19 protein-coding genes are annotated in these 23974 nt (G+C 68.5%); 7 read left to right on the top strand and 12 right to left on the bottom strand.

Going from position 1 to position 23974, the window contains the following annotated elements:
- Positions 1-27: 27 nt before the first annotated feature.
- A complete protein-coding gene (locus tag D187_RS25790) occupies positions 28-1407 on the top strand; it encodes an MATE family efflux transporter (protein WP_002625583.1) in 1380 nt (459 codons plus the stop codon).
- Positions 1408-1440: 33 nt separating this feature from the next.
- The gene (locus D187_RS54095) at positions 1441-2061 is read left to right on the top strand and encodes an energy transducer TonB (RefSeq protein ID WP_002625584.1); all 621 of its coding nucleotides are present in this window, start codon (positions 1441-1443) and stop codon (positions 2059-2061) included.
- Between the two features lie 12 nt (positions 2062-2073).
- On the opposite strand, the gene D187_RS25775 is transcribed toward D187_RS54095, so the two are convergent.
- The 7 genes from D187_RS25775 to D187_RS25745 form a co-directional block, all read right to left on the bottom strand.
- Complete coding sequence (locus D187_RS25775; protein ID WP_043431549.1) at positions 2074-3135, bottom strand: protein-glutamate methylesterase/protein-glutamine glutaminase; 1062 nt, start codon at positions 3133-3135, stop codon at positions 2074-2076.
- Between the two features lie 170 nt (positions 3136-3305).
- Positions 3306-3680, bottom strand: a complete 375-nt coding sequence (locus tag D187_RS25770; RefSeq protein WP_155893576.1) for a hypothetical protein — start codon at positions 3678-3680, stop codon at positions 3306-3308.
- A 124-nt stretch (positions 3681-3804) separates the two neighbouring features.
- On the bottom strand, positions 3805-5469 hold the full coding sequence (locus D187_RS25765; protein ID WP_002625587.1) for a chemotaxis protein CheA: 1665 nt from the start codon (positions 5467-5469) through the stop codon (positions 3805-3807).
- Positions 5453-6112: a GAF domain-containing protein gene (locus D187_RS25760; RefSeq protein ID WP_002625588.1), complete on the bottom strand. Its 660-nt coding sequence runs from the start codon at positions 6110-6112 to the stop codon at positions 5453-5455. Before D187_RS25760 ends, D187_RS25765 begins: the two co-directional genes overlap by 17 nt.
- A 19-nt stretch (positions 6113-6131) precedes the next feature.
- A complete protein-coding gene (locus tag D187_RS25755; RefSeq protein ID WP_002625589.1) occupies positions 6132-6536 on the bottom strand; it encodes a response regulator in 405 nt (134 codons plus the stop codon).
- Positions 6533-7675: a PilZ domain-containing protein gene (locus tag D187_RS25750; RefSeq protein WP_002625590.1), complete on the bottom strand. Its 1143-nt coding sequence runs from the start codon at positions 7673-7675 to the stop codon at positions 6533-6535. The genes D187_RS25755 and D187_RS25750 overlap by 4 nt, the downstream gene beginning before the upstream one ends.
- 306 nt (positions 7676-7981) lie before the next feature.
- Positions 7982-9979: a PAS domain-containing hybrid sensor histidine kinase/response regulator gene (locus D187_RS25745; protein ID WP_002625591.1), complete on the bottom strand. Its 1998-nt coding sequence runs from the start codon at positions 9977-9979 to the stop codon at positions 7982-7984.
- A gap of 510 nt (positions 9980-10489) precedes the next feature.
- Here D187_RS25745 and D187_RS25740 point away from each other — a divergent pair.
- Complete coding sequence (locus tag D187_RS25740) at positions 10490-12307, top strand: hybrid sensor histidine kinase/response regulator (RefSeq protein WP_043431547.1); 1818 nt, start codon at positions 10490-10492, stop codon at positions 12305-12307.
- Positions 12308-12335: 28 nt separating this feature from the next.
- Here D187_RS25740 and D187_RS25735 read toward each other — a convergent pair whose 3' ends face one another.
- Complete coding sequence (locus D187_RS25735; protein WP_002625594.1) at positions 12336-12794, bottom strand: response regulator; 459 nt, start codon at positions 12792-12794, stop codon at positions 12336-12338.
- A complete protein-coding gene (locus tag D187_RS50335) occupies positions 12787-14421 on the bottom strand; it encodes a sensor histidine kinase (protein WP_002625595.1) in 1635 nt (544 codons plus the stop codon). The genes D187_RS25735 and D187_RS50335 overlap by 8 nt, the downstream gene beginning before the upstream one ends.
- Positions 14422-14687: 266 nt before the next feature.
- On the opposite strand from D187_RS50335, the gene D187_RS25725 reads away from it, so the two are divergent.
- Positions 14688-16283 (top strand): M28 family metallopeptidase, encoded by a 1596-nt coding sequence (locus D187_RS25725; protein WP_002625597.1) that lies wholly within the window; start codon positions 14688-14690, stop codon positions 16281-16283.
- A gap of 101 nt (positions 16284-16384) precedes the next feature.
- On the opposite strand, the gene cglD is transcribed toward D187_RS25725, so the two are convergent.
- Positions 16385-19219, bottom strand: coding sequence for an adventurous gliding motility lipoprotein CglD (cglD, locus tag D187_RS25720; protein ID WP_002625598.1), 2835 nt, complete (start codon positions 19217-19219; stop codon positions 16385-16387).
- Between the two features lie 250 nt (positions 19220-19469).
- Here cglD and D187_RS25715 point away from each other — a divergent pair, with 250 nt between their 5' ends.
- A complete protein-coding gene (locus tag D187_RS25715; RefSeq protein WP_002625599.1) occupies positions 19470-20654 on the top strand; it encodes a glycoside hydrolase family 5 protein in 1185 nt (394 codons plus the stop codon).
- A gap of 13 nt (positions 20655-20667) precedes the next feature.
- On the opposite strand, the gene D187_RS59110 is transcribed toward D187_RS25715, so the two are convergent.
- Positions 20668-21537 carry a ferritin family protein gene (locus D187_RS59110; protein ID WP_306413575.1) on the bottom strand — a complete coding sequence of 290 codons (870 nt, stop codon included), beginning with the start codon at positions 21535-21537 and terminating at the stop codon, positions 20668-20670.
- A complete protein-coding gene (locus D187_RS59105; protein WP_002625601.1) occupies positions 21474-22043 on the bottom strand; it encodes a hypothetical protein in 570 nt (189 codons plus the stop codon). The genes D187_RS59110 and D187_RS59105 overlap by 64 nt, the downstream gene beginning before the upstream one ends.
- Before the next feature lie 312 nt (positions 22044-22355).
- Between D187_RS59105 and D187_RS25705 the strand changes: the two genes are divergently transcribed.
- Positions 22356-23111 (top strand): hypothetical protein, encoded by a 756-nt coding sequence (locus tag D187_RS25705; protein WP_002625602.1) that lies wholly within the window; start codon positions 22356-22358, stop codon positions 23109-23111.
- A 32-nt stretch (positions 23112-23143) separates the two neighbouring features.
- On the top strand, positions 23144-23896 hold the full coding sequence (locus D187_RS25700; RefSeq protein ID WP_002625603.1) for a hypothetical protein: 753 nt from the start codon (positions 23144-23146) through the stop codon (positions 23894-23896).
- Positions 23897-23974 lie beyond the last annotated feature (78 nt).

Here is a 23974-nt window from a genome sequence, read left to right as displayed (position 1 = left end):
CCGGGCCGTGATAAGGGCCCCGCTGCCATGACGTCCGAACCCCTTCCCAGCCGCCGCGAGGAACTCCAGCAACTCTGGAAGCTCGCCCTGCCCATCGCCATCGCCCAGGCGGGCCAGCACCTCATGGGCTTCGTGGACACGGCGGTGGTGAGCCGCGCGGGGACCCAGGCGCTGGCGGCGGTGGGACTGTCCTCCTCCATCTTCTTCGCCCTGAGCAGCTTCGCCATGGGGCTGATGATGGGGTTGGATCCGCTGGTGTCCCAGGCCATCGGCGCGCGCAACTTCTCCCGCGCGCGGGTGCTCTTCTGGCAGGGCAGCTACCTGGCGCTGATCGTCGGGACGGTGCTGGCGGTGCCCCTGGTGGTGGGGCCCCGGCTGCTGCCGCTCGTGGGCGTGAGCTTCCCGGAGCTGCCCGAGGTCCAGGACTACCTCACCTGGCGCGCGCCCAGCCTGCCGCTGGTGCTGCTCTTCATCACCGCCCGGGCCTACCTCCAGGGGGTGGGGCGGCCCCACGTCCTGGTGGTGTCCACCGTGGTGGCCAACGTGTTCAACCTCGCGGCCAACGTCCTGTTCGTCTTCGGCGGCGAGGGGCTGCCCTCCTTCCTCGGGCCCCTGCGCGCGATGCCCGCCCTGGGCGTGAAGGGCTCGGCGCTCGCCACGCTGCTGGCGACGCTCGTGCAGTGGGCCATCGTCGCGTGGGCGGTGCGGATGACGCCGGGCGCGGCGGGACCGGGCTGGGTGCGTCCGGTGCGCGCGGACATCCTCCAGGCGTTGCGTGTGGGCGTGCCCATCGGCCTGCACCTCGCGGCGGAGGTGGGCGTCTTCTCCCTGGCGGGAGTGCTCGCGCGCTGGGTGAGCCCGGAGAGCATGAGCGCGCATCAGATCGCCATCTCCTACGGCAGCCTCTCCTTCGCCATGGCGCTGGGCATCGGCAACGCGGGCAGCGTGCGCGTGGGCTGGGCGGTGGGGGCGCGGGACACGCCGCGCGCCCGGCGCAGCGGGATGATGGCGTTCGCCTCGGGCGCGGCCTTCATGGCGCTCGCCGGACTGGGCTACGCCCTCTTCGCTCCGCAACTGGCGGACCTCATGGGCACGCCCCCCGAGGTGCGGCCCCTGGTGGTGCCCCTGCTGATGGTGTGCGCCGTCTTCCAGTTGTCCGACGGCGTGCAGGGCGTGGGCGCGGGCGTGCTGCGCGGCGCGGGCGAGACGCGCTTCACCTTCCTGGCCAACGTGGTGGGGCACTACGCGGTGGGCCTGCCCGTGGCGCTGGTGCTCGGCTTCGGACTGAAGCTGGGCGTGGTGGGCATCTGGTGGGGCTTGTGCGCGGGTCTCACCTTCGTGGGCCTCGCGCTCCTGTGGCGCTTCGAGCGCCAGAGCGCCGGCACCCTCCGGCCCATGGAAGGGTGAGCACATGGGGCCTTTTTGGTGTAAAATTACACCATGATTGGCTCCGTCTTGTCCGTGAAGTCTCGACTTGCCCTCTTGTGCCTGCTGGCCGCGGTGGTCTCCCTGGGGGGGACCGGGTGCGCCACGGCCTCTCGGGCGACGGTCGCGGCGACCCCCGCGCCCGAGCCCATCGCCGAGCCGGCTCCGGCGCCCGAGCCTCCGCCAGCCCCGGAGCCCGTGGTGAAGGCCGAACGCCCCAAGGCCTCGAAGCGCGCGGCCCGGCCCGTGCCCGAGGCGAAGGCGGCGACGAGGACCTCCATGGCGGCGAGGGCGTCCGAGCCGAGGCGGCCCCAGTCAGACGGCATGTCGCTCGAGTCGGGCGAGCCCGTGGCCTTCGATCCCTCGGTGATGACGCGGCCCCAGCGGGTGAGCGGACGGGAGCCCCGGCTCACCCCGGAGGCCCAGGCCGAGCACGTGCGTGGCACCGCGCTGGTGCGCTGCGTGGTGACCCGCGAGGGCCGGGTGACGAATTGCCGGCTGCTCAATGGCCTGCCCTACATGAATCAGGAGCTGCTCGAGTCCCTGTCCACCTGGCGCGTCACTCCCGCCACCACGCAGGGCAAGCCGATCGACGTGGACTACACCTTCGTCGTCCGCGTGCCCACGTCGAGCTGAAACGGCACCCGCTCAGCCCTGGCGGGCCCGGCGCCGGATGGCCTCGCTGATGGCGGTGAGCGGGAGCACCTGATCCACCGCGCCCCGCTCGATGGCCGCGCGCGGCATGCCGAACACCACGCTGCTCGCCTCGTCCTGGGCAATCGTCGCCGCGCCGGCCTGCTTCATCGTCAGCAGCCCATCCGCTCCGTCCTCGCCCATCCCCGTGAGCAGCACGCCCACCGCGTTCGCCCCCGCCGCGTGCGCCACCGAGTGGAACAGCACGTCCACGCTCGGCTTGTGTCCCGACACCCGCTTCCCGTCCAATACCTCCACCTGGTAGTGGCCCCCGGTGCGCCGCACCCGCAGGTGCCGGTTGCCCGGCGCGATGAGCGCCCGGCCCTGCAGCACCCGATCCCCCTGCTCCGCCTCCTTCACCTCGATGCGGCACAGCTCGTTGAGCCGCCGGGCGAAGGCCAACGTGAACTGCTCCGGCATGTGCTGCACGATGACGATCCCCGGGCAGTCCGGAGGCATGGGTCGCAGCAGTTGCCGCAGCGCATCCGTGCCCCCCGTGGAGGCCCCCACCGCCACCACCTTGTCCGTCGTCACCGTGAGCAGGGAGGCCACGGGCCGCTCCGCGGGCTCCGGCTCCATCCGTGCCGGGGGCATGTAGCGCTCCGGCCGGGGACGTGCCTTCGCCGCGTCACGCAGGGACTGCACGAACCGCATCCGGGACTCGCGCAGGAACTCCCCCACGCCCAGCGGAGGCTTGGAGATGATCTCCACCGCGCCCTCCTCCAGCGCGCGCACCGCCAGCTCCGTGCCCGGTCCCGCCAGCCCCGAGCACACCACCACCGGCACCGGTGCGTCCTCCCGCATCAGCTCGCGCAGGAACGTCAGCCCGTCCATGCGCGGCATCTCCAGATCCAACAGGATCACGTCCGGCCGGTGGCCCGTCATCTTCTGCCGGGCGATGAGGGGATCCGACGCCACCTCGGCCACCATGTCCGGCACGTGCTTGAGCAGCATCAGCATGCCCTGGCGCACCACCGCCGAGTCATCCACCACGAGCACCCGCAACACAGGAGCCAAGTCGCACCCTCGTCCGCCGACCTCATGCGTCAGGAGTCGCGGCCCCTGGAGGTTACGCGCCACTCCACGCACGCGCCACCCGAGGCCCGGCGGATAGGACTCCGGGTCCGTGCCAGGCATGCTGGTGGCCCTACCGTCCGGCTCCCGGCTGGAGGTGGCGTACGGGGGGCCTACGGATGGTGTGCCGCCTCCTCGTCCTTCTCTCCCTCGGGGCGTGCGTCGGACGCGTCGTGGTCCTGGAACCTGGTGATGTCCATGCGGGCCTCGCTCAACGCCTGGGGTCCGAGGGTCAACCCGTTGCCGATCGACGCATCCAGCACCTCGCCCAGGCTCGCCTTGTGCATCTGCTCCTTGTCCAGGACGAGGTGGATGTCCTCGTCCTCGAGCCGCTCCACGGCGGAGAAGGGGACCCGATAGTCCCGGGCATACAACACGCCCTTCTCCACGACGAAGGCGTCTTCCAGCAGGCCGATCACCCTGCCCATCCGGTGCCCATCCCTGCTCTTCACCGCCATGCCCACCCGAACATCCATTCGCTGTGCCATCGCTCGCTCCTCCGCGCGCTGAGGGAACAGGGGCGGCTGGCTCCACCCGGCCGTCCCACCAGGGAAGATGGGGATCCAGCCGGGCCCCCGTCAGCGAGCCCTTCCTCTTCCTCCACCTCTTCGGTCAGGACGCCGCGGAGCGCCTCGCCCGGGTGGCCTCTCGCAGGAGCGCGGCGTCATCGAGGATCAACGCGATCCGCCCGTTGCCCAGGATGCTCGCGCCCGAGATGCACGGAAGGTCCTTGAACAGCGAGCCCAGGGGCTTGATGACCGTCTGGCGCTCCCCGTGGAGCATGTCCACGACCAGGCCCACCTTGCCCTGCGGGTGCTGGACGATGACCATGCTCTCGCGCGCCGGCGCCGGGGTGTGGGGGCTGAAGAGGTGGCGCAGCCGGAGATAGGGAATGGCCTCGCCCCGCAGGTTCAGCACCCCATCGCGCTCCCCGCTGCGCCCCCGCGCGCCCTCGGGCAGCTCGATGCACTCGTGCACGGCCTCGAGCGGCACGACGTACGTCTCCTCGCCGACGCCCACCAGGAACCCGTCGATGATGGCGAACGTGAGGGGGAGCCGGAGGGAGAGGGTGACCCCGTGTCCCTCCCTGCTGCGCACGGTGACCTTGCCCCGCAGGGCCTCCACGTTGCGGCGCACCACGTCCATGCCCACGCCCCGGCCCGACGTGGCGGTGAGCTCGCGCGCGGTGGAGAAGCCCGGCTCGAAGATGAACGAGAAGAGCTCCGCTTCTGGCAGCGCCTCGGGCTCCCGCGAGAGCCCCAGCGCGCGGGCGCGCTCGATGATCCGCTCCTTGTTCAGGCCCGCCCCGTCGTCGATGACCTCGAGCAGGATGCCGCCCGCGTCATGGGCGGCGCGCAGCTTGAGCTGGGAGAGCTCCGGCTTGCCCCGTGCCCGGCGGATGTCCGGGGTCTCGATGCCGTGGTCGATGGCGTTGCGGATCATGTGCAGCAGCGGATCCCTCACGTTCTCCACCAGCGCGGTGTCCATCTCCACGTCCTCGCCCTCGAAGACGAGCTCGACGTGCTTGCCCCGCGCCGCGGCCAGGTCCCTCACGGTCCTCACGTACTGGCGGAACGTGGGGCCGAGCGGCACCATGCGCACGTTCATCACCAGCTCCTGCAACTCGCGCAGCAGGCGCTCGCCGTCGCGGCTCGCCTCGATGAGCTGCTCGCGCGGCCGGTCGCCCTCGAGCATGGCGGTCAACTTCCCCTGGGCGATGGACAGCTCGCCGATGAGATCCACCATCTGGTCCAGCTTGTTGATGCCCACGCGGAGGTTGCGCGCCCGCTCCTCCTCGGCCAGGGGCTTGCGCCCGGGCGGCTCGGAGGGAGGGGGCGGGGCGGGAGGCGAGGCTTCCTTCTCGCTGGTGGCCGGAGCCGGGGCCGTGAGCTCCTTCCGGGCCCAGCGCGTCATGAGCGCCATCAGGGCGCGATGCTGGGCCGTCAGCTCGACCTGGCCCATCGCGAGCTGCCCTCGCAGCTCCCGCATCGCATCCACGGCCGACAGCAGCAGGGACACGAGCTCATGCGATACGGCGAGCTCCCCGGTGTGCAGGTGCTCGAGCAGGTCCTCCAGCTCGTGGGTGAACTCCACGAAGGCGGGCAGCTCCACGCACGTGGCGTTGCCCTTGAGGGTATGGGCCGCGCGGAAGATGGTCCGCAGCCGCTCGGGATCCGGCTGTTGTTCCAGTCCGACGAGCTGCTCCTCCATGAGGGCGAAGACCTCATCGCACTCGAGGAGGAAGACCTTCAGCAGCTCGTCACGATCGATGTCCATCGGGCTCCATCTCGGAAGCGGCCAGTACCAGACCCGCTTGTTTTTCCAACAGCGCGAAGAGCTCCAGGTCCGAATCACCCAGCGAGGGCTTGTGAGGCAGCATGCCGAAGATGGCGATGACGCCCCAGACGCGGCTGCCGATGCGCAACGGGACGCAGGCGGTGAGCGCCGACTCGTTGCTGGCGGCGGGGGGGCCCTTGCCCTCACTGGCGACGAAGAGCTGCCCGGTGAGGGCCGTCCGGCCGATGATGCCGTGGCCCAGGGGGATGGATTGGAAGCCCGCCGGCTCGATGCCCATGGAGTGCACCAGCACGAGCGTCGAGCTGCCCTCATCGAGCTCGAAGATGCCCAGCTCCTCCGAGCCGACGATGTTGTTGATGATGTCGCGCAGGATGTCGAGCAGGGCCCACCGCTCGAAGGTCTCGTGCAGCCGGTGGCTGGCCGCGTACAGGCCCACCAGGTTCGTCACCCGAGCGTCCGCTTCGGACAGCCGCTCCTCGAGCCGGGCCCGCTCCTGGTGCAAGGCCTCCAACTGGGTGCGCAGGGACGCGTTCTCCGCCCGCAGCTCTCCCAGACGCTCGTCGGTGCCCTGGAGTGCTTCCGGGTCGGGGGTCGCGGGCTTGGAGGGAGGGTCCTGGCTCATGAGGACACGAGAGGGACGGCTACTCGCCGAGGTGCTGGCGCAGCTTCTGGAGCAGATCGCCCTTGTCGAAGGGCTTGGTGATGTATTCGGTGCAGCCGCTCTCGAAGCCGGCCTTCACGTTGTGCGGCTCTCCGCGGGTGGTGACCATGATGATGGGGGTGGCGTGCATCTCCGGGCTCGCGCGGATGCGCCTGCAGGCCTGCAGGCCGTCCATCTGCGGCATCACGACGTCCATGAAGATGAGATCCGGCCGCTCGCGCAGCGCCAGGTCCACCGCCTCCACGCCATTGCGGGCGATCAGCAGCTCGTAGCCGCCGCCACTCAGCATCATCCGGTGCATGAGCAGCACGGTGTTGGAGTCATCCACGAGCAGGATCTTCTTGCGTGTCATCGTCACGTTCTCCAGACGGAGCGAGCCGTTCATTCCGGCTTGTCGCGCGCGGTGGGATCCACACCACACAACTCGCGCAGCAGCGAGAGTCCCTTGGGGCTCATCCCGAGAAATTGCACCCCCATGCCGACGGGATGGGAGAAGGCCTTGCGCTGGGCATACGTATTGGCCCAGGCCACCACCCCCGAGCCCCGCAGTTCCGTGCGGTGGGTGGTCAGGTGGATCTTCAGCTCCACCGCGGCCCCCGGACGTGCCGGCACGAGCGTGCGCAGGAAGATGCCCCCGGGGCTGAGGTCATACGAGTAACAGGAGTTCCAGTCGCCAAAGAGGTTGCCCGCCTCACGATACTCGACGGGGCAGAAGAAGGGCACGCGTGCCTCGGGCTGGAGGGCATTGCTGACGCGGGAGAACCAGGCATTGGCCTTCTGGACGACGTGCTCCGGAAAGACCTGGGCCATGTCGAAGCCGGCCACCAGTCCCCCGCCGGAGTGGGTGACGAGCTCCCCGGGACCTCCGGGGCAGATGAGGAACCAGCGCGACCCCGCCCGGGTCTCTTCCGGGTGGCGTAGCCGCAGCACCTGGGCCAGCTCCTCGCGCGACGCGGCGCACAGGATGTGCAGCTCGATGTTGGATTCGGGGGGCGGCTCGTGCTCGTCCTCGAACGAGCCGTAGCGCACGTGGTAGCCACTCTGCTCGAGCAGCTCGCCCGTGCGCCAGGCGAAGTTCTGCCGCCCATGCAGGAGGGAGACGACCTTCGGGCCCAGCCTTCCCAGGGCCGCGGGGGACACGCGAGGCGTGGCGGTGGCGGCCACCTCGAAGCGGGGCTGGAGTTGATGCTGCCGCAGCGGCTTGAGCAGGCAGTCATCCGCGCCCATCTGATTGAGGCTCTCGATGAACTCGGTGGGGGTCTCCAGGTTGGCCAGGAGGACCAGGGGGGCGCCCACCATCCGCCGCAGCTCCTGCAACCGGGTGAGGGTACTCTCCTCCGCTGGCATGAAGGACGAGCAGTCCAGCATGAGCATGAGGGGACGTTGCCTCCTGGCTTCGGCCATGGCCTCCGCGAGGTCTTCCACGGCGACGCATTCATGGCGCGCGGCCTCGATCGCCTGGATGGTCTGCGCCCGTAACGGGTTCGCGTTCTCGATGAGGATGACCCCGCCGCTCGCGCTCATGGGCTGACTCGGTCCCTCTTCATGGCCCGCATGGAGCTCATCCCCCTCGGCGCACTTCCTCCCCGGACCACACCTTCCGAGGCGTCGCGCTCCTCCCGAGGCTGATGGCAGGCCTTTGCTTCGATGTCAAAGCGCATGGGGCAGGGGAGCATAGAGCATGGGAGGCGAGGGGGGCACCCAGAGATCGGCGGGCGGGGGTGAAGTCGAGGAAGAAGGCCCGCCGGGGGGCGGAGAGGGCGCCGCGCCCGTGCGCCCATCGTACGAGCCAGGGGAGAGGGCGTCGGCATTTCCGCTGGAAGCGGGGCACTACCCCTTGCCCAGCTCCATCTTCAGGCCATCGATGATGGCATCCAGCTCCCGCTGGATGACCTGCCCGATGGACTGGATTCTGGCGGGATTGTCCCCCTGCTCGGAGAGGAGTGCCTTGCCCTCCTTGAGAGCGGCCCGCAGTGCGTGGGCCTGAAGCAGCTCCAGGGTCATCTTGATTTTGTGGGTATGGAACTTGAACTGCTTCAGGCTGCCCGCTTCGAGCGCGTCCTGGAAGTCCCGCTTGTAGTGCTCACACCCCGTGAGGGTGATGGAGAGCAGCTCGACCAGTCCCTCCGGGTCCCCCGCGGTCAGCTTCCTGAAGCCCTCGAGGTTGAAGTTCCGCGAGGGGAGGGCTGAGTCCGCTACCTCCTGTGCCCGTGCCCACACGGGCTGGCGGCGCTCCTGGAGGGGCAAGGCCCGGGAGGCGTACCTGGCGAGCTTCGCGAAGAGCTCCTCGAGCTTGAAGGGCTTGCCGACGAAGTCCGTGAAGCCCGCGTGCTCCAACCGGTCATCCATTCCGATCCGCGAGGAGGCGGTCAGCGCGATGATGGGCAGCCTCCGGAATCTCTCCTCGGGAAGACTTCGAATCTTCCGGGTGGCGTCGTAACCATCCAGCTCCGGCATCTGGAGATCCATCAACACCAGATCGTAGGCATTCGCCATGACCTTCTCCATGGCCCGATGTCCATTCGCCACCACCTCGAACTCGACACCCCACCTTCGCAGCAAGCGTTCGATCACGAAGACATTGACCTCGTTGTCTTCCGCGACCAGGACCTTGACACCCCGGAGGGTCTGCTCGTCTGGAGCGCCTTCCCTCGGGCCCTCCGGCTGGCCGGCGTCCTGCCCGATCTTCAAGCGCAGGTTGAAGGAGAACGATGACCCCGCTCCCGGCGTGCTCTGCACGGACATCTTGCTGCCGTACAGCTCCAGCAGCTTCCGGTTGATGGCGAGGCCCAGGCCGGTCCCTCCGTACTTCATGCTGGTCTCGTAGCTGGCCTGGGTGAACTCCTCGAAGATGGGCCCCAGGCGATCCTCGGAGATGCCGATTCCCGTGTCGGTGACCCTGAACTCGAGGGACGCGGCATCCGGGAACAACTCCTGGACCCGCAGCGCCACCGTGACACCACCTCTCTCGGTGAACTTGATGGCGTTGCTCAACAGGTTGGTGAGGAGCTGCCCGATCTTGATCGGGTCCCCGCGGAGGCAGGCCGGTACCCGCTCGTCGAGGTCGACCTGGACCTTCAGGCCCTTCTCCTCGGCCTTGACGCCGAGGCTGTAGACGGTGTTGTGGATCAACTGGCGGATATCGAAGCCGCGCTCCTCCAGCGTTACCTTGCCCGCCTCGATCTTGCTGAAGTCGAGGATGTTGTTGAGCAGGTTGAGGAGGTTCTCGGAGGAGAAGCCCAGGATGCGGACATACTCCTGTTGCTCGGACGACAGCCGCGTCTCCCGCAGGAGATTCGAGATCCCCACGATGGCGTTCATGGGGGTGCGGATCTCGTGGCTGATCATCGACAGGAAGTCCGCTTTCGCCTTCGTGGCCTGCTCGGCCTTCTTCCGGGCCAGCAACAGCTCCTGCTCGTATTTCTTGCGCTCGGAGATGTTGAAGACGGTCGTCCGGTTCACGAGAGGATTTCCGGCCGCGTCCCTTCTTTGGAGGGTGTTGATCAGGACCGGGATCTTCTGGCGATCCTTGTGCACCAACTCGAGGTTGAGCTCGCTGACGAACCCCTGCATTCGCAGCAGGGGTGCATAATGCGTCTCATGGAAGATCTTGCTTCCAATGGCCAGCACGTCTTGGAACCGCTTGCCCGCGAGGAGTTCCTCCCGTGAGTAACCCGTCCAGTTCAGGAATGTCTGGTTGACCTTGATGATGGTTCCGTCCAGGCGCGTGGAGAGGTAGCCACAAGGTGCGTTCTCATAGAGATCCTCCGTGCTCTCCTCGATCAGCGCACCAGGTGACTCCAGGTCCTTCTCAGGGGGGGCTCTCAAGGCTCAACCGCCCTCACAAAAAGGTTTTAACCAGAGTGATTCGACTCATTGTCGTCAACCGTCACCCACCCTATCACTTGGAACTGAAGATGGTTCGAGACGCGTGACCGAAGGCGCGAATACGTCCGAGGGTCTGGACACGTGAATGCGCTCGAGGCCCTCCTTGGGAGGAGACGCACGGGAGGGCTGGAGGGATGACGCACGGGGCCAGTGCGCCACCCGTGTCCCGCGCCCTCCCGCGAGGGCGCCGGGCAGGCCTCCCGAGAGGCCCGCCCTGTCGGTCACCCGTATGAGACATGGGGTGAGAATCCCATCCGAGGGTCGGCACGGGACTGTTCGAGCAGGGAGCGAGTTCCAGGGCTGCTTGCCGACGGCGTGCCTCCCTCGCTCCCGCCGCGCGATTCCTGGACTGCTCCAAGCGGGCGAGGGCTCGCTGTACGCCACCTGTGTGGTTCGTAGAATACCACTGCGCGTCATTTTCTCCGAAGCTCGCGCGAATGAGGTTCTCGCATGGAGCATCACCCTGCTTCCTCGCCAGGTGTGCCGGACGGGCCGCTTCGGAATTCGGAGACGCTTTCCGAGGCCGCGAGCGGCAAGGCAGACGAGCGTGATCCGGTGGAAGCACGCCTGGCGATGCAGAACCGGTTGCTGGAGCTGGTGGCGCGCGGCACGCCGCTGCCGGACATGCTGCACTCCATCACTCGCGCCATCGAGTTGTTGAGCCCGGGGATGATGGCCTCGGTGCTGCTCGTGGACGACGAGGGGATCCTCCACGTGGGGGCGGGGGCGAGCCTGCCGCCGGCCTACAACGCCGTCGTCGAGGGGTTGGCGATCGGCCCCACCGTGGGCTCCTGTGGCGCGGCCGCGTACTCGAAGCGGATGGTGGTGGTGACGGACATCAGCACGCATCCCAACTGGGCGCCCTATCGGGACAAGATGAAGGACTTCCGGCTGCAGGCGTGCTGGTCCGGCCCCATCCTCTCCTCGGAGGGACGGGTGCTGGGGACGCTGGCCATGTATTACAACGAGCCCCGGGCCCCCACGGAGCAGGAACTGCACCTCATCGAGACCATGGCCCACATCGCCTCGGTGGCGATGGAGAAGGCCAAGGCCGAACAGGAGCGCGAGCGCCTGCTGGCGCGGGAACGTCTGGCCCGCCACGAGGCCGAGGCCGCCAGCCGGACGAAGGACGAGTTCCTCTCCATGCTGTCCCACGAGCTGCGCACGCCCCTCACCTCCATCCTCGGCTGGGCCCAACTGCTGCGCACGCGCGCGATGTCGGAGGACAAGCGCCAGCGGGCCCTGGAGACCATCGAGCGCAACGCGCGGGCGCAGACGCAGCTCATCGAGGACCTGCTGGACATCAGCCGCATCGTCACGGGGAAGATGCGGCTGGAGGTGCGCCCGGTGGAGCCCCTGCCGGTGCTGGAGGTGGCGCTCGATGCGATGCGCCCGGCGGCCGAGGCCCGGGGCATCCGGCTGGACCTGCGCGTCTCCCCCGGCATGGGGCCGCTGCTCGTGGATGCCGAGCGCTTGCAGCAGGTGGTGTGGAACCTGTTGACCAACGCCATCAAGTTCACGTCCTCGGGAGGCCAGGTGGTGGTCCGGCTGGAGCGGGGAGAGGGCGAGGCCTTGCTGGAAGTGGAGGACACGGGCCAGGGGATAGAGCCGGCCTTCCTTCCCCACGTCTTCGAGCGCTTCCGGCAGGCGGACAGCAGCACCACGCGCAAACATGGGGGCCTGGGCCTGGGGCTGGCCATCGTGCGTCACGTGGTGGAGATGCATGGGGGCAGCGTGTCGGCGCACAGCGAAGGGCCGGGCCGGGGCTCCACCTTCCGCGTCGTCCTGCCGTTGGCGCCGTCGGGCGCGCCAGAACCGCTTCCCGCCCCTCGGGTCCGGCCGGTGCGGGGTACCGGGTCTCCGGAGGCCGAGGCTCCTTCGCTCGAGGGGGTTCGCGTCCTCGTGGTGGAGGACGCGCCGGATACCCGGGCCCTGCTCACCGAGGTGTTGGAGGGCAGCCGGGCCCAGGTGACGTGCGCGGCGAGCGCCCAGGAGGCCCTCGCGTTGCTGCTCGGCCCGCCGCGCGTCGACGTGCTCATCTCGGACATCGGCATGGCGGGAGAGGACGGCTACGAGTTGATTCGCCAGCTGCGCGCCCGGGAGCGTGGCGGGGAGCGGCTGCCCGCGGTGGCGCTCACGGTCTTCGCCCGGAGCGAGGATCGCTGGCGCGCCCTGGCCGAGGGCTTCGATGTGCACGTCGCCAAGCCGGTGAACGCCTCGCGGTTGCTCTCGGTGGTGGCGTCGCTCGTCTCCTCCCGGCCCGCCTGACGGGCCGGCCACGCACGCGTGGGGCTTGTCAGGAGCCGCGTCGGGGAAGCGGCATCTCGTTGAGGACGAGCCAGTACATGCCGAGCTGCCGCACCGCCTCGAAGAAGGAGCTGACGTCCACCGGCTTGTGCACGAAGCTGTTGACCCCGAGCTGATAGCTGTCCACCAGATCCCTCTCCTCCTTGGAGGAGGTGAGGACGACCACCGGCAGGGTCCGGGTCTGCTCGTGGGCGCGGATGCGCCGCAGCACCTCCAGCCCGTCGATGCGCGGCAGGTGCAAGTCCAACAGGATGACCTGGGGCCGGATGTCCGGATTGCGGTTCGCGTGCTTGCCCTGGATGAAGAGGTAGTCGATCGCCTCGGCCCCGTCGCGCACGACGACCACCGGGTTGTGGATGTTGCTCTTGCGGAAGGCCCTCAGGGTCATCAGCTCGTCGTCGGCGTTGTCCTCGACGAGCAGGATGATGCGTTGGGTGGGATCATACATGGGGGGTTGTCCTCGGGGATTCCTGGGCGGGTGGAAGAGGGGCGCGCTGTCCGGTGGGCTCGTGGAGGGTGAAGTAGAAGGTGGCGCCCTGTCCCACGCGCCCCTCGCCCCAGACGTGCCCTCCGTGGCGCTGGATGATGCGCTGCACGGTGGCGAGCCCCACCCCATTGCCCTCGAACTCCTGTTGGGTGTGCAGCCGCTGGAAGACGCCGAAGAGCTTCTTCTGGTACTCCATGTCGAAGCCGTCTCCGTTGTCCCGGACGAAGTAGACGCGCGGGCCCTCCTGGGGCGCGAGGGTGCCGAACTCGATCTCCGCCACCTCCCGGCCCCGGGAGAACTTCCAGGCATTGCCCAGCAGGTTCTCCAGCATCGCGCCCAGCAACTGGGCGTCCCCCCGCTCCACGAGCCCCTCCTGGATGTGGAAGCGCGCGGTGCGCTGGGGCTGCCAGCGCTGGAGCTGCTCGCGGATGGCGTGCGCCAGGGCGGACAGGTCCACGTCCGTCTCGATGAACTCGGTGCGGTTGACGCGCGAGAGCGAGAGGATGCCGTCGATGAGCTCGGCCATGCGCCGCGAGGCGGTGCGGATGCGCTGGATGTAGTCCAGGCCGGTGGCATCCAGCTTGTCCGCGCAGTCCTCCGTCAGCGCGAGGGTGAAGTTGGAGATGCTGCGCAGGGGGGTGCGCAGGTCATGCGCCACGGAGTAGGCGAAGGCCTCCAGCTCGCGATTGGAGAACTCGAGCTGGGCGGTGCGCTCGGCGATGCGGCGCTCCAACTGCGCATTGAGCTGGTGCACCTGTTGCTCGGTCTCGCGCCGTTGGCGGATGTCGATGACGATGGCCAGCGAGCCCTCGTAGCCGCCGCCCTCGTCGTTGAGCGGGCAGGTGGAGATCATGGTCCAGATGTGCGTTCCATCCTTGTGCAACATCTTGAAGTCATTGATGAGGACGGTCTGGCCCTGGCGCTGCACCTCGATGGTCTCCTGGGTGCGGCGGACTTCCTCCTGCCCGAGGAACTCGTAGAGGTCCCTGCCGATGATTTCCTCGGGCGTGTAGCCCAGCAGCTCGGCCGCGAAGCGGTTGACGTAGGTGACGCGCCGCTCGCCGTCGACCATCCACATGCCCTCCTGGGCGGCCTCCACGATGCGCTGGAAGCGCACCTCGGTGCGGCGCCGCTCGGCCTCGGCGTGGCGCTGCTCGTGGATGTCACGCACGTAGAGCACGGCGCCCAGTTGTCTTTCCTGGCGGTCGCGGATGGGTTTGGCGCTCACGTGGATGTACCGGCCTTCCGGGATGGCTCGGTTGCGCACGAAGAGTTCCTCCACGGGAGCCTCCTCGCCCAGGAAGGCGCGGTTCATCGGGAGCCGCTCGGAGGGGCACAGCGTCCGCGTGTCCGCGAGGAAGAGTCCGTAATGTGCGCTCCAATCGTCCGGGGCGGTGTCCGTGGGCGAGATGCCGAGCAGCTTGTGGCCCTGCTCATTCATGTAGAGCTGGCGGCCCGTCATGTCGACGACGGCCATGCCCTCGGAGGCGCTGTCGAGGATGGAGCGCAGCATGTCCAGGTATTGGACCTGGAAGAGGAGCGTGGCCCGCTCATCGGGAGTGGCTATCGTGAAGGACGGGGTGGTCATGGCGCGGGACGAAGGCCGTCGGCGCGGGGCGCACACGTGGGGCCGGCCGCGAAACGGCGGAGACGCTTGGAGATGGACGTGGAGGCTCTGACGGGGGTTGAGCATAACCATCGTCCGGCGCGACAGTCACCTCGCTGCCCGTCGCGAGGGGACGGATGCCTGGCAGTTGGATGAGCCAGGGCCGCGCCGGTTGGAATCCCGCCTGGAGCCGCCGTGCGGGATGATCCCCTGGACGGAAGGACGGGGGGCGGAGAGGCTCGCGCCCCATGCGAATCTGTCTCTTGTTGCTGCTGCTTCCCTCCCTTTGCTGGGCCAAGGTCCCGAGCCCCGAAGGTCAACGGTGGTGGTCCCACGTCGAGGCCCTCGCCAGTGATGAGATGGAAGGCCGCGACACGGGCAGCCCGGGCTACCTCCGGGCCGCCGAGTACGTCGCGGCGAAGCTGATCGAGGCTGGAGTCCAGCCCGGCACGCCGCGGGGCTTCTTCCAGGACGTGCCCTTCATCTCCCAGCGCCTGGTGTGGGAGCGCAGCCGGCTGTCGCTGGTGCGGGAGGGAAAGGAGACGCCCCTGGAACTTGGCAAGGAGGTGCTGCTCGGCGCCGCCTCCAGCCGCGAGGGGCCCCTGCGGGCGGAGCTCGTCTTCGTGGGCTACGGCTTGAGCATTCCGGAAGCCGGACATGATGACCTGGCCGGACAGGACCTCGAGGGGAAGATCGCCGTCGTCCTGCTCGGCGGTATTCCCAAGGGAGTGTCCAGCGGCCTCGCCGCGCATTACGGCTCACGCGCGGAGCGCGCGGCGGCCCTGCTGCGCGCGGGGGCCGTGGGCATGCTGGCGTTGCCGAACCCGAGCGTCCAGGAAGTCCCCTGGGAGCGCATCGTGGCGGGGGCGCGGCAGCCCGTGATGATGCTGGACGAGCCCGCGCCGCGGGACGGGCTCCTGCCCTGGTTGGCCACCTTCAACCCGGAGCACGCCCACACGTTGCTGGCGGGCAGTGGCCACACCCTCGAGGAACTGGCGGCCCTGGCGGACGCGGGCAAGCCCCTGCCGCACTTCGCCCTGCCCACCTCCGTCCAGAGCGAGGTGGCACTGGAGCGCGCGCGGGTGCACTGCCGCAACGTCGTGGGACGCCTGCCGGGCAGCGACCCCACCCTCGCCGCCGAGTCCGTGGTCCTCACCGCGCACCTGGACCACGTGGGCGTGGGGGAGCCGCTGAAGGGGGACCGCATCTACAACGGCGCCATGGACAATGCCTCCGGGGTCGCCGCGCTGCTGGAGGTGGCCCGCTCCTTCCAGCACGACAAGGGCCCCAAGCCCCGCCGCACCCTGCTCTTCGTGGCGGTGACGGGAGAAGAGAAGGGCCTGCTGGGCTCGCGCTGGTTCGCCGAGCACCCGCCCGAGGGCTCGGGCCAGATGGTGGCCAACCTGAACATGGACATGTTCATGCCCATCCTCCCGTTCAAGGAACTCCTCGCCTACGGGGCCCAGGAGTCGTCCTTGTCCGCCTCCCTCGAGGCCAGCGCCACGCGCCTGGGCGTGCGCCTGGTGGACGATCCCAATCCCCAGGCGAACTCCTTCGTGCGCAGCGACCAGTACAGCTTCATCCGCAAGGGGATTCCGGCGCTGGCCCTGAAGGTGGGCTACCGCAAGGGCTCCCGGGAGGAGCGCCTCATGAAGGAGTGGCGCTCGGCGCGCTATCACGGCCCGGCGGATGACCTGTCGCAACCGGTGAACCTCGAGGCCGCGGTCCGCTTCGTGCGGCTGATGAAGGAGCTCACCCAGGGCGTGGCCAATGCTCCCAGCCGGCCGCGCTGGAACGACGACAGCTTCTTCCGGCGCTTCGCCCAGCAGCCCCCCGCTCCCTGAAGGCGCCCGTCGCGACGGGGGCCCGGCGGCCACTTCGCCGCCGGGCCCCTGCTTTCACACCCGACCGGTTTCAGTCCGGGTGCGCCGCCGCGAGCCTCGGGTCACTCGCACCGATTCGTCTGCCGGTTGCACACGCGGGTGCCCAGGCAGAAGTCCGGCTCGGCCGGGTCGTAGTAGACGTCGGTGGAGCAGGGCGGCGGATTGCCATTCGGGTTGCTCGTGACGTCGCTCCAGGCGCGGTAGGAGATGGCGCCCTGGGTGGTGCCCGCCTCGGGCGGACGGCACGCCCCGTAGAAGGACAGGGCCTGGCTGCGGCCGTCCACGTCGTAGCCATTCGTGCGGCTGCGCGGCAGGTCGTTCGGGTTGCACTTCGAGGCGTCACGCACCTGAGCCAGCGCCACGCGCACGGACGCGCCGATGGGCAACTCGAGCGTCTTGTAACCCGCGGAGCCGATCACGTTGTCCAGGATGCTGTTGATGGCCGTCTGGATGCCCGTCGCGGTGCGGATGCTGCCCACGATGCCGCCCAGCTCCTGGATGGCGTCCTTGTGCACCGGGTTGAGGTGGTCCTCCTGGCTGTTGCACCGGGTGGTGCTGTCGGCGGGATCGCAGAGGATGCCGTGCAACTGGATGGCCTTGCCCGTGGGGTTGGCGCCCTTGAAGTAGTTGATGAACTCCGGAAGCGTGTCCCCAGACCCGGGCGCGGCATTGTCCGTGGACTGATCGCGCACGTCCGTGAGGAAGATGACGACCAGGCGGGCCTCGGGACGCAGCCGCTTGTTGACGTCGGTCGTGGTGGCGGCGGTCATGTCGTTGACGGCCTTGCGCGCCGGCTTCAGGTGCACTTCATCGGCGATGCCACTGTTGCCAATCCAGCAGCCCTGCGTGGGGTCCGGGCATGCGACGTTCTGATCCAGCCAGGCCTTGAACTGGTTGATGTCCCGGGTGAAGCCCCGGAAGATGTTGCGGTTGTTGCTGTAGGCCGCGCCGTAGGAGGTGGTGACCAGGGCGATGCGCCAGTCGAGCTGGGAGTTGCCCAGTCGCGCGGCCACGGCATTGGCCGCATTGCCCAGGGCGCTCTGGGACGCGGCCATGGAGCCGCTGTCATCCACCACGAACAGGAAGTCCGTGGGTCCGCTGCCCGTGGTGGTGAAGGTCTCGCACCGCACCGCGTCCGCGTCACCGAACTGGGCCAGCGCCGTGCCACCCGCGGTGTCGCCCATGACGAACAGCCCCGGTTCCACGAAGCGCGCCTTGGGGGTGATGGCCAGCACCACGAGCACGCTCGAGTTGGAGCGGTGCACGTATTGCGCCTGGATCTTGAACGGGCCCGAGACCTCCGTGCCGCCCGCGAGCGTCCCCGCCCCCGTGCCGACGAGCACGTTGGCCACCGCGTTGGTGTAGGCCGCCAGGGTAGAGGTGGACGACTGCTCGTAGATGGCCTGCGAGGCGGGATGACCGTCCCAGGTGGTGAAGAGCTGGGTGGTCTCCGTCACCGACGGCGCCAATTGGCTCCGCACGAACAGCTCGTCGCCCGCCACCGTGGTGGAGGTGCCCGCCTGGCCACGCTTGTAGGCGATGAAGGTCACCTTGTTGGTGCTGTCGTAGCCAATGAATCCCTTGGTGGCGCCGCCCACGGAAATGGGCTTCACCTCTTGGAAGGAGGGGCGGAGCGCCAGCCGGATGTCGCTGCCGTTGTCTTCCTTGAAGATCACCTGACGCTGGTTCTGCGGGGCGCAGGCCTGACCCTCGGGCGAGGTGCTGGTGCCGTCCGTGCCATCACCCGGGTTGCGCTCGCCGGGGTCCACCTTGCCGTTGCGGTTGGAGTCCTCGACGCCATCGGAGAGGCCATCGCCGTCGCTGTCCGCGCGGGTGGGATCCGTCTTGGTGGACGGGTCGATGTCCCCCACATAGCCACAACCCGAGACAGGAGCCGCGCCGGAGGTCACGCCGCGCTCCACGCCGTCCAGCAGACCGTCTCCATCCGTGTCACGCTGGGTGGGGTTCGTCTCTCCCAGGTCCAGTACGCCGTTGGCGTTCGGGTCCTCGCCCAGGAAGGTGCCCCGGTTGGGTCCATCCAACAGGCCGTCGCAGTCCGAATCAGGGGTGCGCCAGTCGGTGCCATGTGCCTGCTCGAACGCGTCCGAGAGGCCGTCGCCGTCCGTGTCCGGGCTGGGCGCCGAGCAATCCGCGCCATTCCTCGGGTTCGTCTCGCCCGGATCCGGGATGCCGTTGCCATTGCGGTCCTCGGCCCCATCCAGGCACGTGTCGCCGTCCATGTCGGCGTTGAGCGGATCCGTGCCGCTGGTCTTGAGTTCGATGAAATCCGACAGGCCGTCGCTGTCCGTGTCGGGTTGGGCGGGGTTCGTCTCGCCCGGGTCCACCAGGCCGTTGTGGTTGGCGTCTTCCTCGCCATCCGTCAGACCATCCGCATCCGAGTCCTGTCTGGCGGGATCCGTCTCGTCCGGGTCCACCCGGCCGTTGCGATTGCGATCCTCCAGGCCGTCGAGGATGCCGTCCCCGTCCGTGTCTGGGTTGGTCGGGTTGGTGCGGCTCGAGGGATCCGCGTCCGCGATGAAGGAGAGCGCGCACTCGGGTTGGGTGTTGAGGGTGGAAGTCCGGGTCACTTCCACGCCATCGCGCAGGCCATCGCCGTCCGTGTCCTGCTTGCTCCGGTCCGTGAGCTTCACCCCCACGTAGACATTGCTCCACTCCTCGGCGTCCGTCAGGCCGTCACAGTCCGTGTCGAGTTCGACGAGTGCCTGCGGCGCGAGCCCGGAGGGAGGAGCGAGGCCCAACGGGGAGTCGCCGGGCGGAGCGCCCTGGGTCGGCATATCGGTCGGAGAGCCCGTATCGGGCCCATCCGTGTCCCTCGAGGAACAACCCACGACGAGCAGGGTCAGGAGCGCGGCGAGGGGACGGGAAGGTTTTCTCATGAGTCTCATCTGGAAGGGAGTTCGGCGTTTGCTTGCTTGTTCTCTATCCCAGCCGTCTGACACTCGCGGTGCGGGCTTCTCAGGGGTCCTGTCCTGTCGAGTGAACAGTTCCTGTCCTCGAGAGAGAACAACCGGGAAGCGCGGTAGGCGGTAAGTTCTTGATTTAAAAGAAGAGCGTTTTTGGGCCTCGGATTTGCTCTGGGTCTCGTCACATCCCCGGGCCCCTCGCGGCCGAACCCCTGGAGAATCGATGACGCTCAGACCGATGAAGATGGCGTGCCTGCTGACCTTCGGACTCATGGCCTGTGCTGGGCCCGAGTTGGAGACGGAGCGTGAAGTGGCTCCCGCGGCGACGGGGGACGAGGTGCTCGGAACCGGGGAGGCCACCGTCGCCAATCCCACCGGCCGCTTCTACATCGTCGGCAAGGACATCGTGGACCCGAGTGGGAACAAGTTCTATCCGGTGGGCGCCAACCTCGACGGGTGGGACTTCTTCCAGCGCGACACGGAGAACCAGGTCGATGCGGCCGTGAAGTGGGGGTGGAACACCCTCCGCATCAATGGCGCGCAGCTGGCCCACCCGGAATTCAACACGAAGGGGCTCGTGTCGGGTGAGCTGTCCAAGCCCAACTTCGACAAGATCGACCGCATCGTCCAGGCCTACACCTCGAAGAAGATCGTCGTGATGATCGAATTCCACGACAAGGTGTGGATCGGGAACAACATCGATACGACGATGCTGAACCAGACCCGGCAGGCCTGGGTCACGTTGGCCAACAAGTACAAGGGCAACACGTACGTCTGGTTCAACCTGATCAACGAGCCCGTCTGGGGCCAGACGGAGGCGAACTACCTGAGCGTGCACAAGACGCTGCGCGATGCCGTCCGGGCCACGGGCGCGGAGAACATCATCGTCATCGACGGCGGCGTGGCGGGGCAGGAGTGGAACCGCTGGGGCATTCCGGGCAACCTGATTCCCCGCCACGGGCCGGAGCTCGTGTCGGGCCAGTGCAACATCCTCTTCTCCATCCACATGTACAACGCGTGGGCCGAGGCCGGCGGCAGCTCGCCCCACACCGCGGAGTTCATCGCGTACCTGAAGTCGGTGCAGGACAAGAAGCTCGCGCTCATCGTGGGCGAGACGGGCTGGAACAAGACCGACTCGGACGTGCCCCGCTTGAAGGCCGGCAGCCTGGTGGGCTTCGACAACGCGCCGGCCTACGGCGTGGGCATCCTCGGCTGGCACGCCAACTCGAACTGGGATGACACCTTCCACCTGACCAGCTCGGGCCAGTTCAACGCCGTCGACAATTGGACCAGCCCCACCAACCTCACGGACTTCGGCAAGAAGCTGTGGGCGCTCTCGAAGAACAAGCCCAAGCTGGGGGCCTTCACCGGCAACTACGCGGACAGCCGCTGCGCCTCCGCGAAGTAGCCGCCGCCAGGGCTCAGGCCCAGAGTTCCCGCTCGAGCGAGGCCAGCATCGACGCGGCGACCTCGGGCGGGGGAATGCCCGCCGCGTCGATGAGCTGGGCATCCGGCGCGGAGGCCAGCTCCTCGCGCAGTGTCTCCACGGCCCGCTGTCGCGCCTCTCGCAGGGTGGCGCGCTCCGCGTCCGACAGCCGCTCGTGGGCCCAGCGATCGATGGCCCAGGACAGCTCGGCGTGGCGCGTCTCGTCCTCGGCGATGCGCGCCATGACGCCGCGGATCTCCTCGTCCCGCGCGTGCAGTGCCTGGTAGTGCGCCACCAGCGCGCCATACGTCTCGCGCGTGCAGCCCTCCACGATGTTCTCCAGCGCCACCTCGAACAGGGAGCGCGGGGGCCGCGCCTCCACCTGGAGTCGGGGAGGCGTCGCGCCGAAGCGGCGCGCCAGGCGGGTGCTCACGTCGGTGTGCATCACCTCGTCCAGGGCGCTCGCCAGGGCCGCGGCGCGCAGGGACTCGTCCGCGCCATGCTGGGCGAGTTCCTCGCGCAGTCGGAGGAAGGCCTGGATGGAGGCCGCCTCCAGGTGCGCGGCCTGGGCGAAGTGACGGCCCAGGGCGCTGTCGCAGTCCACGCTCGCCGCGGCGTGCAACCCGTCCGGCCTCCGGCCGGTGACGCAATTGGGATTGCCCTTCCGCAGCAACGTGCGCGTCTCCTCCGTGACGTCTCCCGATGGAGAGACCTTCAGGACGACCTGGTCCAGCTGGGTGCCGGGTCCACAGGTATCGCCCTGGTTGCCAACGACGTTGAAGGTGCCATCGGGGTTGGCCCTCACCGCGCCGGACTCCAACCTCCCACAGACCACGTCGAGTCCCTGGGCGAAGGCGAGCAGCACGGCCTCCTGGGGGTGTCGATGGTCCCGAGGAAGTTCTTGAGCTCTTGCAGTGACGCGTGGGCGGCCACCTCGTCGCCCCGGGTCGTCGCGAGGTAGAAGGCGCTGCACGTCTCCTCGCAGCGGCCGTGGAAGCCCTGGGTCGCCTTGAGTTGGTCGAGCGCGGACTGGCACGTCGACGGCTCGGACGCCGTCGCGCAGGCCGTGCCCGAGGCGGAGACCACCGGGTGCGCGACCTCGTCTGGGAGGCGCCGCGGCTGGAAGAGCCGCAACTGCACGACGTCCGGAGGGAGCGCGGGCGAGAGGCCGCTCATCGCGAGCCAGTTCTTGTTGCACGCGGGCAGGGTGTAGCCCGTCAGCTCCACGCCGGGACACTGCTCCCGGTACGGCTCTGGCTCTCCACAGGGCCCTCCAGGCTCGATGATTCCACACCCCGAGAGCATCAGGGGCGAGAGGAGTGAGGCACGGAGGGTGCGGGCGAAGAGCAGGCGCAGCCGGGTCGAGTGCATGGATGGCTCCAGGGAGAGAACGCGGGACGATGGAAGAGCAATGCGGATGCCAGGGCCGCCCGCTCCCTTTCTCCGAGGAGGGGGCTCGTCCGAGGGAGGCCGCGAGGTGCCGCCGGACTCAAAAACCTGAGGGGCCTCGCACGGGATTTCCGCTGGGCCCGTCCTCGCATGGGCCGCGAAAAAAGCCCCGGGAATATCCGTCGGGCGCCGCGTAGAGGAGATGCGAGGCAGCGAGGAATTGGAGCCCACCCCCGGTCCCGAGCGGGGTGGGCACTGGCTGTCTGGCATTTCCTTCATCCCGTCGAGGATCTCATGACTGCTGTTCGAGCCACGCTGCTGAGCGCTTGCGTCCTGTTGTCCACCGGAGGGGCCGCGCATGCCCAGACCCGCCCCCTGCCCGATGTCGCCCAGCCCGGCGCTCCCGTGCCCACGTCGCCGCTCTTCCCCTCGTCGACGGTGGGCGACCTGCTCACTCGCCACTTGAACCTCATGGTGTCCGTGGGCGAAGAGGTCGAGTCGCGCTACCAGGAGTCCCTGCGCCTCATCCAGAAGGAGCCCGAGGCCGTGCGACTGCTCCAGGACGCCTATTCCAAGACGGTGGAGACCGAGTATTTCCTGCGTTGGCAGCTCGTCTACACGCTCGCGTCGCTGAACCAGCGCGACGCCCTGTCGGGACTCGTGCGCATCGCCGTGTCCACGATTCCCGCCGAGCGCGGCAGCGCGGAGTTCTTCACCACCGGGCAGGAGTCCAACATCCGCGTGGCCGCCGTGGACGGGCTCGCCTCCCTGGCGAAGCTCGGTGTCACCGAGGCCGGCAGCTACCTGCTGCGCCTCTCCCAGCACTCGGATCTGTCCATCCGCCAGCGCGCGGTGCGCGGCTACCTCGCGGCCGGTCCGGACTACGACGCCCGGGTGAAGCTCTTGCAGGCCAACCTGCCCACCAGCGACCACGGGCTCATCACCCTCCGGGTCACCGAGGTGCGCGGCGTCGCGCACCCGGACGATACCCCCGAGGACATGCGGCCCCGGACGCGCGAGCGCGACGACGAGAGCCCCATCGCCCGCTGAATCCGTCCCCCTGATCTCGAGGAGAACCCACGATGAAGAACTTCGTTCCGAAGATGATGCTCCTGGCCGCCGTCAGCCTGACATCCCTCTCCGCGCGCGCCGCCACCTGCTACTACCAGCCGGGCAACAACACCACGAGCGGTGACGCCTTCTATGGCGCCTTCACCTGCAATCAGAAGTACATCGACCAGTTCTGGAATCACTTCGACTTCGACAAGGGAGACTGGGACGATGGCTTTGGCTATGAGGCCGCGTGCGATCTGAACCGGCCCCTGGCGCGGACCTTCAACGCGCTGTATCTGCTCGCCTATTCGGCCGAGGACTACGCCCGCAGCACCAGTGACTTCAGCGGCAACGCGCTGCGCTGGGCCTATCCGTATTCGTCCACGTACATCGACGAGCTGGATGGCCGCTGTGGCTCCGGCGACAAGAACACGGGCGCTCGCGCCACGACCGTGCACGGCCCCATCATCGACAACTACACCGAGCTGTACTGGCCCTTCTTCTACGGGGAAAACGTGGTGCAGCGCGCGGGCACCATCCTCCACGAGTCCCGCCACGGCGCGGGCAAGTCCCACGATGCCGGCACGTCGTGCCCTCGCGGGGCCTCGTGCGACAGCAGCTGGGGCTACAAGGGCGCCAACATGTATCAGGTGCTCTACCTGTGGTGGTTCCGCGTCGACGGCACCCGCACCACCCAGGCCATGCGTGACTTCGCCCGCACCGAGGCCCAGAACATCATCAACACCGGCTTCAAGACGAACCCGGGCTTCGTCATTCCCTGACACCCGGAGCGAGGCACCCACTCCCCGCGGATCGTGTGTTGCGCCGGACAGTCCATGTCATGGCGCTACCCGCTGGGA

Origin of the sequence: Cystobacter fuscus DSM 2262, from assembly GCF_000335475.2 — a bacterium.
In the GTDB taxonomy this organism is placed as follows: Bacteria; Myxococcota; Myxococcia; order Myxococcales; family Myxococcaceae; genus Cystobacter; species Cystobacter fuscus.
The sequence above is the reverse complement of the archived record's forward strand: the minus strand, read 5'-3'. Positions and strand labels throughout refer to the sequence as shown.

Excerpts from the sequence above, each read along its gene's own strand:
- D187_RS25790 (WP_002625583.1), top strand. The coding sequence starts at position 28 with ATGACGTCCGAACCCCTTCCCAGCCGCCGCGAGGAACTCCAGCAACTC.
- D187_RS54095 (WP_002625584.1), top strand. The coding sequence starts at position 1,441 with ATGATTGGCTCCGTCTTGTCCGTGAAGTCTCGACTTGCCCTCTTGTGC.
- D187_RS25770 (WP_155893576.1), bottom strand. The coding sequence starts at position 3,680 with ATGGCACAGCGAATGGATGTTCGGGTGGGCATGGCGGTGAAGAGCAGG.
- D187_RS25765 (WP_002625587.1), bottom strand. The coding sequence starts at position 5,469 with ATGGACATCGATCGTGACGAGCTGCTGAAGGTCTTCCTCCTCGAGTGC.
- D187_RS25760 (WP_002625588.1), bottom strand. The coding sequence starts at position 6,112 with ATGAGCCAGGACCCTCCCTCCAAGCCCGCGACCCCCGACCCGGAAGCA.
- D187_RS25755 (WP_002625589.1), bottom strand. The coding sequence starts at position 6,536 with ATGAACGGCTCGCTCCGTCTGGAGAACGTGACGATGACACGCAAGAAG.
- D187_RS25750 (WP_002625590.1), bottom strand. The coding sequence starts at position 7,675 with ATGAGCGCGAGCGGCGGGGTCATCCTCATCGAGAACGCGAACCCGTTA.
- D187_RS25740 (WP_043431547.1), top strand. The coding sequence starts at position 10,490 with ATGGAGCATCACCCTGCTTCCTCGCCAGGTGTGCCGGACGGGCCGCTT.
- D187_RS25735 (WP_002625594.1), bottom strand. The coding sequence starts at position 12,794 with ATGTATGATCCCACCCAACGCATCATCCTGCTCGTCGAGGACAACGCC.
- D187_RS50335 (WP_002625595.1), bottom strand. The coding sequence starts at position 14,421 with ATGACCACCCCGTCCTTCACGATAGCCACTCCCGATGAGCGGGCCACG.
- D187_RS25725 (WP_002625597.1), top strand. The coding sequence starts at position 14,688 with ATGCGAATCTGTCTCTTGTTGCTGCTGCTTCCCTCCCTTTGCTGGGCC.
- cglD (WP_002625598.1), bottom strand. The coding sequence starts at position 19,219 with ATGAGAAAACCTTCCCGTCCCCTCGCCGCGCTCCTGACCCTGCTCGTC.
- D187_RS25715 (WP_002625599.1), top strand. The coding sequence starts at position 19,470 with ATGACGCTCAGACCGATGAAGATGGCGTGCCTGCTGACCTTCGGACTC.
- D187_RS59105 (WP_002625601.1), bottom strand. The coding sequence starts at position 22,043 with ATGCACTCGACCCGGCTGCGCCTGCTCTTCGCCCGCACCCTCCGTGCC.
- D187_RS25705 (WP_002625602.1), top strand. The coding sequence starts at position 22,356 with ATGACTGCTGTTCGAGCCACGCTGCTGAGCGCTTGCGTCCTGTTGTCC.
- D187_RS25700 (WP_002625603.1), top strand. The coding sequence starts at position 23,144 with ATGAAGAACTTCGTTCCGAAGATGATGCTCCTGGCCGCCGTCAGCCTG.